This window comes from Bacteriovorax sp. BAL6_X, from assembly GCF_000443995.1.
Lineage (GTDB): Bacteria > Bdellovibrionota > Bacteriovoracia > Bacteriovoracales > Bacteriovoracaceae > Halobacteriovorax_A.
This window is the reverse complement of the sequence record NZ_AUMC01000006.1, coordinates 625,768-639,100: the sequence shown is the minus strand read 5'-3', so window position 1 is coordinate 639,100 and position 13,333 is coordinate 625,768. Positions and strand designations below refer to the sequence as shown.

The following is a 13,333-nucleotide window of genomic DNA, read 5'->3' as shown; positions in this document are numbered from 1 at the left end:
TTAAAAATGACTAATATATCTTTTTTAGGGGTAGTAAATGCTACCCCTAATTCTTTTTCTGATGGCCATTTAAATCTCAACTATGACTATCAGAGTAACCAATTACAGAAATTTAAAACTGCTGATTATTCGTTGGATATCGGAGCTGAAAGTAGTGCTCCTTTTAATGATCCTGTCACTTTTAAAGAAGAATGGGAGCGTCTTGATCGTTACTTTAATGAACATTTAGAGTCACTGAAAAGTTTTAAAATAATCTCTATTGATACCTATAAACCCCAGACGATGAAGATGTTCTTGGAAAAATATGAACACCAATTTGATCATATTGTTTGGAATGACGTCTCAGGTGTCATTGATGATGAATGTCTTAATCTCTTAACGAGCTTTCCATCACTTGACTATGTTTTGTGCCACACACTAGTTCCTGATCGTGAGAAGACTCTTGATCATATGGAATATCTTGACTCAAACTTAAGTGTTGAATCCATAAAACGATTTTTTGAAGAAGGCCTTGAAAAGTTTAAGCATGCTGAAGTTGATCAAAAGCGCATCATATTGGACCCATGTTTCGGATTTTCTAAAACCACTGAACAAAATTTAGCTCTCCTGCATAATCTCTTTGAAATTGCGCCACTCTCTAAGCGCTGGCTTATTGGAATCTCAAAGAAGTCATTTCTAAGAAAACTTGTTTTAGAAGAGTCACCTGAATTAGTTGGTGATAAACAGGCTCTTTTGGCCGCTAGCGAAGTTCCTCACTGGAGCTTTCTAAGTCAATTTGCACGTGATTTTAATAAGGTAGAAGAATTAATCTTTCGTGTTCACGAGGTTGGAAATATTACAAAACTAACGTAAAGACTCGTGTTTATTAGCATTTTGGCCTATATATATGAACATTGTTTTATAAAGGGCCAAAATGAACAGATTTAGATTTCTTCTTTCACTGACAACTCTATTTATTTCATTAAATGCATCAGCTTACTTATCGCCGACGATAGGAGATATGTCTGAGTTTATTAAAAATCTTGATAAGGCTATCTATGGAGAGCTGGATATTGTTGATGTTGCTTCAGGGACACTTGGTCACAATCCGACAGCTAAAGTAAATTCACATTCTAGTGCTATTTTAGTGAACCGCTGGAGTTTAAAAGAAGTTATTGCTGGCCGTCTATTTTCTGTAACAGGTGTTGAGTTTAAGAAAACAGCAAGACTCTGTGAAGGTGAAGAAAAGTTTTTAAATCAAAAAGCCTATGGCAAGTGCAGTGCCGTTTTGGTTGGGCCAAAACATGTTTTAACGGCCGCTCACTGTATTCAAAATGCTCAAATAGCATGTGATCGCAAAAGTTTTATCTTTGATGCAAGATCTGATTTAGGAAGTGATGGGGCCACTCAGTACTTTGTTAATTCTCAAGTATATAATTGTAAGAATATTCTCTCTTATCACCAGAGCCGTGATAAAACCTTTGATTATGCACTTATTGAGCTTGATCGTCCTGTTGAAGGAGGTAGGAAGCCTGTTGAAATTCAGCAAGAAGAGCTAAAGGTTTCGGATGAAGTTTATATGATCGGACACCCAAATGGTTTCTTGTCTAAGTATTCATATAACGGCTTCGTCAGGGATATAGATCCATTATTTTACATTACTAACCTTGATGCCTTTGGTGGCAATAGTGGTGGCCCAGTGTATTCAAAAGAGACCAATAAAATGGTTGGCCTTCTTATTCGTGGCCATGATGATTTTGAATGGGATACCGAATTAAGCTGTAATCGTGTTATTCACTGCCTAGATGATAGATGTGATGGAGAATATGTGTTAAAAATCAGCGCTATCATTGACGATATTGAAAAGGCCCGTAATAATTAAGAGATGAAATTAGGTCATATCGTTTTATTTAGCTCAAATGCTCATTTAACTTCAACTTTTTTAAGTGAAGTTTTTGATCTTGAAGTTGAAGGAGCGTCTGACTCAGTAGTTGTTTTTAATGATGAGCTTCGCTTTCTTGTTGTCGAACGTCCAAAACTTGCTCAAGTCGGAAATAATATTGTCTTTGACTTCGTGGTTGATAATTATGATGAGTTGATTGAACTTCAAAAAAAAGTCGAGTTCGTAAACTACCGACTAGAAAGCTCTGGCGAGAATCTTAATATTCTTTCAAATGAAAAAATCCCTGAAATACTTGTGCATGAAGGTGTGCAATTCTTCTTTATTACTGATCCTGACAATCGTCGCTGGAAAGTTACCTTAATAGAATCCAATTAAAATTAGGCTAATTTAAATTTTGTTTAAGTCATGATTCTGACACCAAAATCTTCGCAAACTGGCCCTAGTGTGTGTCATTTTGACAGGTGAATCGTGGGATGTAGCTGATATTCTAATATGAACAATTGGCACGGTTTGTGCTTATTATATGGCAGATGCCTCAGGCAGGATGCCAGTGGCCTATCTTTATAAAGAAGATAAAAGAACTCAAGGATTGAGTATGCGACTTTTAGTACTTGCTTTGGCCGCCTTCAGTGCGGCCAATATTTCGGCCAATTTTATCATCAAATACAAAGACGGCAGTGTCGAAAAATCAAAAATTAATCCAAGCTCACAATTCACTTCTTACGCTCTTAGCGATGATGTTGAATATGTCGAAGAGGATTTAAGGCTCTTTGCAAATGGCGGAGAGTACAACGACACTTACTATTCAAGTCAGTGGCACTTTTCTAACTACCTGGACAATACTTTCTACCATGCACGTGAATATGCTACTTCCGAAAGCGATGTAAGAATTAATGTCGCTGTCATTGATACAGGAATTACAGATCACTTTGATCTTAATTCAAATGTGGTTGGGGGTTATGACTTTATTTCTGATCCTGATAACTCAAGAGATGGTGGCGGTCGCGATAGTAACCCAAATGATGAAGGGGATTATGGCTCTCCTTCAACATCTTGTAACTCTGGAACGAATGCATCAACTTGGCACGGTACTCACGTGGCCGGGATTATTGGAGCTCGTGCTAATAATAGCTACGGCGTTGTAGGTGCTGCTAAGAATATCAACCTAGTACCTGTGCGAGTCCTAGGAGCTTGTGGTGGGCTAACTTCAGACATTGCAGATGCTCTCAGATGGGCCGCTGGTGGCAGTGTCTCTGGTGTTCCTACAAATCCTAACCCTGCTCGTGTTATTAATATGTCACTTGGAGCACGAGGAAGTTGTAGTCGTTATATGCAGGAATCAATCGATTTTGCTCGCTCGAAGGGAGTTGTGGTTGTTGTAGCAACTGGAAACTCTAATGCCGATGCCTCATTCTACACTCCATCTAATTGTCGAGGAGTTCTAAGAGTTGGTGCAGTTGGAACAACACGAGCTCGTTCATCATATTCTAATTACGGACGTATCGTCGATATCGCTGCACCTGGTGACAGTATCCTATCGACAGTTAATAGTGGACAATCAACACAGGGCACAGCAGTCTTTTCTCGCATGAATGGAACGTCAATGGCCGCAGGGTTTATTTCAGCAACTGCTGCCATGATCTTTCAAGCAAACCCTTCTCTCTATCCTGATCAAGTAAGAGATATTATCACTAAAACAGCAGTGAGTTTCTATTGTGATCGTAGCGCTTGTGCTAAGGGCGCTGTTGATGCTTATGAAGCGGTCTCTATGGCCTTTTCAACAACTGCAAATGCTAATTTTCGCTATAATGATCCTGTCTTAGTTGGTGGTACGGCCGCACTTAATGACGGCTACAGTAGTGGTAAAAGCAGTGGTGGTGCTTGTGGAACTATTGAAGATGTTAATAGTGGCAGTGGCAGTGGCAGTGGCAGCAATATGCTTGTAGGACTCTTCTTAATTATTGCAATTATTATTGGCCACAGAGTAAGGTTTATGAAGCCTTAACGGGACTGCATTCGACTTCGATATTATTTTCAACAATTTTACAACTATCTACTTTATAGATTTGGGCACGAGAAGAGTGCCCTTCAAGTTTAATGATGGCATTCTTAGGGATTTCATCCTTAGTTAAAAGCTTTAAGTGCTTATGGTCTCTTTCAATGACTCGGTATCCCTGGACAATATCACTTACTTCAAAGACTTCAATGATGTCACGGCCTAGTCTATTTTCGTCATTGATTATTTTATTTATCTGATTGATAACGACATCAAATCCTTGTTGTTTTAAAATAAATAGATCGATTCCTTTACGTGCGGCCTCTTCAATAACTTGGCTATCGTTTTCGTTTGTAATAAGGATAAAGCTCATATCCTTATCAAGCAGTGAGATTTCGTCATAGAGCTCAATACCATCCATTTGTGGCATCATATAGTCACAGATAATATAGAGCTTTTCACCACGATTAAGCTTTATTACTTGTATATCCTCAATGGCCTTAAAGGGATTAGTGTGAAAGCGAACATGTGAATTAAATGTATTCTCGAGGCTAGTGGCAAGAAGCTTGGCCGTTTCGTAGCAGTCGTCAATAACCATGATGTGCTTTTTCATAATGATAGTATAGTTGACTTAAATACTCACAGAAGGACAAGTCGTCTAAATTTTACTTAATTTCAATTAAGTTATAAGTAATTTGAGGATTCTGTAAGTCGTTGTGACTTACAGTGATACCTCTTGAATTTTATAACCTTCTCCGTAGACACTTCTAATAATGAAATTAGAATTCTTAATTTTCTTTCTAATAGAGCTTATATAAGTGTCTATCATACGATCATTGACCTTGTGGTTATCAGGTGCAATATGATTAAGTATTTTTTCTCGCGCAAGAACACTTTGTTCATTCTTCAAAAGTAGATGAATGATCTTAAATTCAGAAGATGTGAAATGAATTCTTTCTCCACGGATCTTAACTTCTTGTGATGGGATATTTAATGCAATATCGCGGTAATTGATCACCTCAAGAGCATTTTCATTGTTAACAGATTTAAGTGTTGTGCTAATTATGCTTTTTACTTCTGATGGTTCAAATGGTTTGCTAATAAAATTAATTCCACCTAATTGGTAACCTGTAACTCTCGTATTAACATTATTCTTTGATGAAATAAAAACAATTGGTGTTTCTTTAAGTTCATCATTCATTTTTAATTGCGAGCAAATTTCAAAGCCAGACTCATTTTGTAATAAGATATCTAGAAGGATGAGGTCTGGTTTTTCTTGCCAGGCCGTTGCGATGGCCTCATCCTGATTACTCGCTTCAACGATATTGTAATTGCTCTCTAATAAGGCCCTAAGAAGGTCTCTGATTTCTTGATCGTCATCAATTATTAAGATTTTTTTCATGAATAACTCCTTTCTATTCATGAATATAATGTATAAATATATCAAAAAATCTTCAGCTTAATTTAGGTAAACCTTATATAAGATTCTTAAACACTTGTTTTTAAATCTTTGCCATTTGCAAAGCATTGAATATTGTCAAAAATAAGTTGGGCCATATCTGAACGAGCAACATCATTGGCCGAACCAATATGTGGCAAAATGAAAATATTATCAAGTTCACGAAGGGGAGAGTTGTCGTCTAAAGGCTCGTTACAGACGACATCTAGACCGGCCATTGCGTGATTATTTATTTTGAAGAAATGATACATGGCCTCTTCGTCAATGATTTCACCTCTGGCAGTGTTAATTAATAGAATGTCTTTTTTCATTCTCTTAAAAGCACTTTGGTTAATGAGTTGGTGAGTGGCTTCACTATACGGACAGTGAATTGAAATGATATCGCTTTCTTGGAGAAGTGTTTGTAAGTTGACGTATTTTGCATCGCACGTCTCTTCGATTTCTGACTTCTTATTAGGCCCGGTATAGATTATTTCTTGATTAAAGGCCCCTTTGCACATTTTAGCAAACTGAGTTCCAATTCTCCCTGCACCAATGATTCCATGTTTTAAATTAAAGAGTGATTTTCCAATGAAACCTGATGGCTCCCAAGTCTGCCACTTTTTATCGATAACATTTTTTCTTGCTGCTTCAATATTTCTTGCACTACAGAGCATAAGGGCCATGGCCAATTCTGCTGTGGCATTAGTTAGAACATTTGGTGTGTTTGTTACACTAATGCCATTTTCTTGGCAGAAGTTAATATCAATATTATTAAAACCGACTGCGTACTGAGATATTAATTTTATATTTGGGAGTTGCGCTAAAGTTCTTGCACCTAATTTATTGCTAAGCATTGAAATGATAACATCACATTCTTTCGCATTATTTATAATATCAGATTCCGAGATTTCACCATTTTGTGTACGATCCCATACTGTTAATTGGTGGCCCTCTTTTACTAGGTCTTCAAATAGACTACCTTTGATGACATCTGTAGCGAAAATTTTTAAATGACGCATGGTTTCCTCGGCTTTTGATCAGTGATTTTTTCTATTCGTTTTATGTAAGACGTTGTAAGCTAACTTCATTTTACATATGCAATCTACATTTTAAAATAGATAATAGTCTTAAATTTGAATCAAATATTTTTCATTGGAGGAAATTTTGAAAATATTAGTAAATATATTAGCAGTGGCACTTATATCAAGTGCAACAAGTGCTGCGACAATCGCAATTATTGACTCTGGTACAGATATGATGCACGAGCAAATCGCTCCTAAAGCTTGGATCAATCAACTAGAGATTCCTGGAAATAACCGTGATGAAGATCGTAATGGTTACCAAGATGATGTTTATGGTTGGAATTTTGCGGAAGGCAATAATCAAGTAATCGATTATAAGTACCTTGGTACATTAAATGACGATATGGTGAAGTTCTTCGAACTACAAGAAAAGTCAATGCGTGGGACGATCACTCAAGAAGAAATTACTTGGATGAGATCTATTGTTCAGGATGAAGACTTCATTAAAAGAATGACTGTTTATGGAAATTTCATGCACGGGACTCACGTCGCAGGTATTTCTGCTTACAAATCAGATGATGCAAAAATTCTTGCTGTTAAACTTATTCCTACAGAAGTAAAGCTTCCTGGTCAAAAAGTTGCAATTAATTCTTTCCTTGGTGGATTTGTTGAAAAGCTAATTAAGGCGGGGATTGATCAATTAGCTAAAGCACAAACTTCAACATTTAATGAAATTGCTTACTATGTGGCCGACCACGGAGCACGTGTTGCTAATGGTTCTTTTGGGACAGGTTACCCTCAAGCAAAGATGATTGTAGAAACAGTAATGAAAACTTTCTCTAAAAAAGAACCAAACCCTGAAACAGTGGATAAATATGCAAAGTACTTTTTAAGTGCTCTTGTTAAGAACTCGCAGTCAATGCTTGAGGCGGCACCAAATACTCTTTTCGTATTTGCTGCCGGTAACGACGGTCTAGATAATGATGTTTATCCAACGTCACCTACAAATATCCAAGGTGATAATGAGATTTCTGTTGCTGCTACAATTGATTATGATCAATTAGCTCCATTTTCTAACTACGGCGAAAAGATGGTAGATGTTGCAGCTCCGGGGGTAGGGATTCTTTCGAGTGCTCCGGGAAATAAATACATAAAAGTCTCTGGTACTTCTCAAGCTGCTCCATATGTAGCTGGTGTTGCTGGAAAGGTATTTGATATTAACCCTGTTTTAACTCCATATGAAGTTAAGAGAATTATCATGGAAACAGTTGATGTGAAATCCTTCCTAGCTGGAAAGGTTAAAACATCAGGTGTTGTTAATTCTGAACGTGCCCATCGTGCAGCAATCTTATCTCTTTCAGCATCTGTCGATCATGCTATTGCGGCAGCAAAGAGTGAAGTGCTTGATATGGAATCACCACGTTTTGAAAAAGCTTCCAACAGGCCTGTCTATATTAAAGGCTCTGTTCTACCACTTCCTTCAAATTTTGTTATTTCAAATTAATTAATAAAAAGGCCGCTTACTTAGCGGCCTCTTTTATTTATAATGTATCTTTTAATTCCTGTATAGATCCTCTTTTGGACGTTCCAAATTCTGGCCTTTTACTCTTTTCGTTTAATTCCCTCTTGTTAAGTGCTTTCATATAAACTACTAAACTTAATTGTTGATCTCGTTGTGGGTCTTCAACTTGATTGATAAAGGTTTGGACAAGGTCAAATCCGTACATTGCAGGTTTTCCCATAACAAGGTTTACGTCCCATTCAATACCTTCTTTTTGTTCGTTTGGATTTGTTTCATATGAATACTGGATCAGCTCAGTACAGACAAATCTTGAGTAGGAATTACCGTTAAATGAGTAATCATATTTTTTGCCAATACTTTTAAATGTTCGTTCTAAGGCAAGTGCTTTATCCTTCTTTGAAAGATTAGGTCGTAGAATGACAAGATTATCCCATGCCATAGACGGGCCAAGCTCCATAAAGACGACACCAGGCTTTAGCCCTTCAAGTGTTACGTATGGCCGGCCCTTTTTTTCACTCGTTTTGTATTGACTCATAGACTTAGGGTATTTCTCATGTAGATATGACATATAGTCATGACATTTCATTAGTTCGTCGTTGCAGCGCTTTGCAAAGACTTCGTTTGTTTCTAGATCATCTTTGAAATACTTATTAAACTTTGAGTACTTTCCAAGAAACATAAGGCCATGAGTCCAATTTCCTTTGAATACAATATTTGATAACTTTCCATAACGTTGGATTGCGCCGATATCCCCAGGCTCAAACTCTCTTTCAGAAACCTTCTTTAGTTCTTCTACTTGTATCGCATGCTTGATTGGAAGTGCAACATAGCTAAAACTCTTTAAAATAAACTCTTTTAGAGCATATAGAAAATTGTAATGGCCAGCATTCCAATTTGTTTCTTTTAGTAGCCTTTTAAAAGCTGTTAGCTCTTGACGTGATTCTTCAATATCATCATTAATATTTTCAACCAGAGTCTTTAGGTCATTGTCATTTCCTGCAAGCTTTGAGATCTGACGATTGAGATTATAAAAATCAGTAATTGTTGGGGATTTAATATAATTTAGGTGATATCGATTATATGGAGAGTCCATATGGTCTCGGCCACTTCGATTATGAGTACGATTTGAGTCATATAATTGGCTTTTCGTTTCTTTGAAGTCTTTTTCAAAATGTTTTGAGTAGTATTTAATATCTTCAAAGTCATCAGAGAAGACAGAAATAAAATTCTCTCCCGACATCATCATATAATTCATTAGAGAAAGCATTGCTTTATACTTGGCCGTGCGAATGCGAATTAATTCTAGGGCCTTGGCATTATTCTTCTTTCTTATATGGTAAGTTACTTTTTCTAGCTCCTCATCATGTGTATGGATAAGTAAATTGAGCTTTTCATATTCATTAATTAGCTTTTCTCGTTCGTGATATCGAACAATATAGCGCGGAGTAAACGTTGTTTGATATGCTATGTCTTTTGTTGCGGAAACAAAGTCTAATAAGGCATCTTGTAATTGTTTATCAAATGATGCCGCTGACTTATGAAAGTCCGAACTTTGATATTCCTTGCCCATTATGGAAAAAGGCAAAGACGTTACAATTAGAAATGATACGAATAGAGTTTTCATCTATTATTTATATCAAATCTATTATTTTAGTGGCGTTGGCCTGTAAAGCTTACAGGCCAAGTATCAATAGGTTAGTCACTTACCATTAGTAATAACATTATGACGATAACGATTATGAATCCAGTTACTTACGTCACTTTTGTAGTTATTTGAAAACCTGCGGTCACTAAGTCCTCCAGGTAAAACGGTATAGACATCTGGAGATACATGATTTGTGACCATTTTCCAAGATGGGACAAAAGAAGTTGTTCTACCGTGGGCCTCATAGACTGCACCTTGAGTGATTGTCGAGCGATTACCAGGAATTTCTACATTATCAATATCAAAACCTAGAATCAGCGGAAGCTTACCGTCGAATAAAATGTGTTTCATTTTATAACGATTTTTATCTCCCCAACGCATATTTTTTGGTGCCTCTTCAAGGCATTTATTTAGCGCGCTTTCAATATAGTGCTCTTTTTCTTTACTATCTTTAAACCAAATATGATCAATATCATTAGTTAGAAAAATACGATCAAAAAGACCGTAGAAATCTGCAATGATCGAAGTTTCATCCATACAGTATGTCGTCACATGTTCCCCGAGTAAGTGATCACTAAAAAAGTCTTTAAGTAAGTTGCGGTAGAAGCTTTCAAAAATTGTTGCATCACAATTATCGACGTCATAATGTCGTTTCCAAGCTAGAAGTCGTTTTCCAATTTCATTCTTTTCAAAAACACTATGGAAGACATTAATATAGAGATCAGCTTGTCTTGAGAAGGTGTCTGATTGCATTTGTTTAAACATTTCAACACTGTGGTCTTTGTTACCAAATAAGAGCTCCTCAATACGATCCTTACGGTACGAGGCCATTGGTGCATTGATTGCCGTTGGAAATTGCTCATGTTGAATACGATTATTGGCCGTCGCGATAATTTTGATATCAGGATTTTTAAAGTGATATAGCTGGTGGCCTTCATAATAGCCTTGCCAAATATTTTGTTTAAAAAAACCTTCAACTGGATATAGTCCTGAATGGGCCCTTTTTGGTAAAACTCCTGATTGATGGTAAGCGATATTTCCACTTGAATCAGACAGTAGCCAATTGCAGCTTATGGCAACGTTTGAAACACAACCAAAGAGATCATCGACATTCTTGGCATAGAGGAGATCAATGATTGCCTTTAGGGTCTTTGCACCACCTCTTTTTCGACATGACCATGCCATCGATAGATAGTGGCCGTCGATGATATTTTTATTTTCACTATCTGCTTCAAGAAATCCTGCGTGAGTTTCTCTAATATAGAGTTCGACATCTTCTTTCTTTTTTCTTTTTATTACGTCTCGTCTCACTTTGAAATCAAATAGGTTTGATTCAAATCTGTATTTATTGTCGCGGACTTCTTCAATGAAGTGATCAACCATATCCATAAAGCCATAAGTAAAAGAGAATGCCGTGTCGTCACTTCTACCCATGACAAAGCCTGGTACTCCTGGCATGGAAATTCCAAAGAAGTTTCCAACATTTTTGATATTGGCCTTCATTTCATACCATATTGCCGGTAGGCGATTACATTCTAAGTGTGGGTCACAGGCGTGAATGGCATGGCCCTTCAGGTTCGATACCCAATTATTTGAGGCCTGAATTTTTGGGATATTCTTCAAAAATTTATAACTTTCAGGTATAAGTGGATTATAAACTTTTACCTTGCTGATAAGATTAATCTCACTATCTGAAATTGTGTCAAGAGCACCCTTTGCAAGTGATTTAATTCGCTCAACTTGAGTATCTTGATCGTTTTTGTCGTTCAATTTCTGAGCATTTTGTAGCAATTGTATAATTAGCTTTTCTAAATCCTGTTGTCCTTGAGCAAGCCCTAGAAAGCTCATGGCCTTAATTGTTAGGATTGTATCACTTATACGCCATTCACTAGGTTTGTGGCCTAAAATTTTAAATTCAAAAGGGTGGCCCTCACTAATGGCCTTATTAATTCCATCTACGTAGTGTGTTAATAATATATTTGTCTCTTCATCGATATTTTGAATTTCTTCTTTAGCAAAGTGATTAATTCCCAGCTCTCGCATATATTTATCAATGGCAAAAGTCTCATCGCTGTCCTTGATGCACTCACAGAGGCGTCCTTGAGCAATTAGACGCAACATCTCCATTTGCATCAAGCGGTCTTTTCCGTGATAGTAGCCTTGTGCGAAGAGAAAAGAATTGACGTTCTCGCATGAAATATGTCGAGTGACATTGTCTAAAACATCTGAGGTATAATCTAAATTAGGTTTTTCCATATCTTAATAATGACACGTTTAGCGTTTCCTAAAAAGGAATATTTTGGGATATAATATGTAAAATTAAATTCAAGGATTATTATATGACGACGACTGATCTATCTACTGATCACTCTCAAGATCACATGAAGATACCAGATCTTGAGCACAGAAATTTTAGAAATGATGACTTTTGGAAACAGATCCCAGCATGGGCAAATGTTACAAGAGGTGAGTTCTCAGACCATCTATGGCAACTGAAGAATTCAATTCGAAAAATTGACCAAGTAAAAAAAGTTCTTGGTGATAAGATTTCAAAAGAGTTTTTTGAAGACCTACAACAAGGCCAGCATATTACTCCAATGAATATCAGAATCACTCCATATGTTTTTGCACTTATTAATTGGGACGATCCGGTTAACTGTCCACTACGTAAGCAATTCTTACCAATCGGCTCTCAGTTCTTAGAGGATCACCCTATGCATATGGCCGACTCCCTTAGTGAAGATGTTGATTCACCAGTACCAATGCTTACTCATCGCTACCCTGATAAAGTTCTCTTTCTACCACTTACAATTTGTCCAGTTTATTGTGCCTACTGTACACGCTCTCGAGTTATTGGTGGTTCAACTGAAACTGTTGAAAAAGAATCTTATGGTGCAAACCAAAAACACTGGGATAATGTATTTGCTTATCTTGCTACACATCCAAAGGTTGAAGATGTCGTTATTTCTGGTGGTGATGCATTCATGCTCAACCCTAAACAGATTCAATATATTGGCGAAAACCTTCTTAAGATCCCTCATATCAGACGTATTCGCTACGCAACTAAAGGGATTGCAATCTTTCCTCAAAAAATTCTTACAGATGATGCATGGATGGACGCACTTGTTAAAGTTAATAATCTTGCCAAGGGCTTTGGTAAGCAGATGGTGATTCATACTCACTTTTCTTCACCACTTGAAATTACAAAATGGTCTCAGATGGCCATGGACCGTCTTTTTAGTGAAGGAATTCTTGTTCGTAATCAGGCCGTTCTTCAAGAAGGTGTAAATAATCATGTTGATACGATGGTTCTTTTAACTCGAAAACTAGGTTATATGAATATTCAACCATACTATGTTTATATGCATGATATGGTTCCTGGTTGTGAACACTTTAGAACTACTCTTGGCGAAGGTGAAGAACTCGAAAAGGCCGTTCGCGGAACAACTGCTGGTTTTAACACGCCAACTTTTGTCTGTGATCTTCCTGGCGGCGGTGGTAAGCGCCACGTGGCCTCTTATGAATACTATGATCAAGAAAATGGAATCTCTGTATGGCGCGCACCTTACGTGAAGCCAGACAAGTTATTCACTTACTTTGATCCAATTCATAAACTAGCACCTGACGCTCAGGAGCGCTGGAGGGATGCAGCAGCTCGTAAGGCCATGATTGATGAAGCAATTGCAAAAGCAAAATAAAGTCTAACTATCTAATAATACGCTTACGTGTGGCATTTTCTTGGCACACGTAAGTATTTGAAATTTCACTTTAACTACCTGAAATTCAATATTTATATTCTGCTTGAGTAATTTACTCATTCTTCCG

The 13,333-nt window shown here is 37.1% G+C and carries 11 protein-coding genes; 6 read left to right on the top strand and 5 right to left on the bottom strand.

Translation table 11 applies throughout. The features are described 5' to 3' along the window. Window positions 1–6 precede the first annotated feature (6 nt). The 4 genes from M902_RS07295 to M902_RS07280 all read left to right on the top strand — a co-directional run bounded on the left by M902_RS07295 (window position 7) and on the right by M902_RS07280 (window position 3,887). The gene (locus M902_RS07295) at window positions 7–852 is read left to right on the top strand and encodes a dihydropteroate synthase (RefSeq protein ID WP_021266665.1); all 846 of its coding nucleotides are present in this window, start codon (window positions 7–9) and stop codon (window positions 850–852) included. A gap of 61 nt (window positions 853–913) precedes the next feature. Continuing rightward, window positions 914–1,861, top strand: coding sequence for a serine protease (locus M902_RS07290; RefSeq protein ID WP_021266640.1), 948 nt, complete (start codon window positions 914–916; stop codon window positions 1,859–1,861). 3 nt (window positions 1,862–1,864) lie between these two features. Beyond that, complete coding sequence (locus tag M902_RS07285; protein ID WP_021267033.1) at window positions 1,865–2,257, top strand: glyoxalase/bleomycin resistance/dioxygenase family protein; 393 nt, start codon at window positions 1,865–1,867, stop codon at window positions 2,255–2,257. 220 nt (window positions 2,258–2,477) lie between these two features. Further along, window positions 2,478–3,887 carry a S8 family peptidase gene (locus M902_RS07280; protein ID WP_198011876.1) on the top strand — a complete coding sequence of 470 codons (1,410 nt, stop codon included), beginning with the start codon at window positions 2,478–2,480 and terminating at the stop codon, window positions 3,885–3,887. On the opposite strand, the gene M902_RS07275 is transcribed toward M902_RS07280, so the two are convergent. The 3 genes from M902_RS07275 to M902_RS07265 form a co-directional block, all read right to left on the bottom strand. Further along, on the bottom strand, window positions 3,874–4,491 hold the full coding sequence (locus M902_RS07275; RefSeq protein WP_084710481.1) for a response regulator: 618 nt from the start codon (window positions 4,489–4,491) through the stop codon (window positions 3,874–3,876). The genes M902_RS07280 and M902_RS07275 overlap by 14 nt on opposite strands. Window positions 4,492–4,599: 108 nt before the next feature. Next, complete coding sequence (locus tag M902_RS07270) at window positions 4,600–5,280, bottom strand: response regulator transcription factor (protein ID WP_021266860.1); 681 nt, start codon at window positions 5,278–5,280, stop codon at window positions 4,600–4,602. Between the two features lie 86 nt (window positions 5,281–5,366). After that, on the bottom strand, window positions 5,367–6,338 hold the full coding sequence (locus tag M902_RS07265; protein WP_021266808.1) for a D-glycerate dehydrogenase: 972 nt from the start codon (window positions 6,336–6,338) through the stop codon (window positions 5,367–5,369). Window positions 6,339–6,483: 145 nt separating this feature from the next. On the opposite strand from M902_RS07265, the gene M902_RS07260 reads away from it, so the two are divergent. Continuing rightward, on the top strand, window positions 6,484–7,845 hold the full coding sequence (locus M902_RS07260; protein ID WP_021267079.1) for a S8 family serine peptidase: 1,362 nt from the start codon (window positions 6,484–6,486) through the stop codon (window positions 7,843–7,845). 37 nt (window positions 7,846–7,882) lie between these two features. On the opposite strand, the gene M902_RS07255 is transcribed toward M902_RS07260, so the two are convergent. Both M902_RS07255 and M902_RS07250 read right to left on the bottom strand, forming a co-directional pair. Continuing rightward, window positions 7,883–9,487, bottom strand: coding sequence for a hypothetical protein (locus tag M902_RS07255; RefSeq protein ID WP_156979746.1), 1,605 nt, complete (start codon window positions 9,485–9,487; stop codon window positions 7,883–7,885). A gap of 75 nt (window positions 9,488–9,562) precedes the next feature. Next, the gene (locus tag M902_RS07250) at window positions 9,563–11,764 is read right to left on the bottom strand and encodes a penicillin acylase family protein (protein ID WP_021266770.1); all 2,202 of its coding nucleotides are present in this window, start codon (window positions 11,762–11,764) and stop codon (window positions 9,563–9,565) included. Window positions 11,765–11,847: 83 nt separating this feature from the next. Between M902_RS07250 and M902_RS07245 the strand changes: the two genes are divergently transcribed. After that, a complete protein-coding gene (locus tag M902_RS07245) occupies window positions 11,848–13,206 on the top strand; it encodes a KamA family radical SAM protein (RefSeq protein ID WP_021266714.1) in 1,359 nt (452 codons plus the stop codon). Window positions 13,207–13,333: the final 127 nt, after the last annotated feature.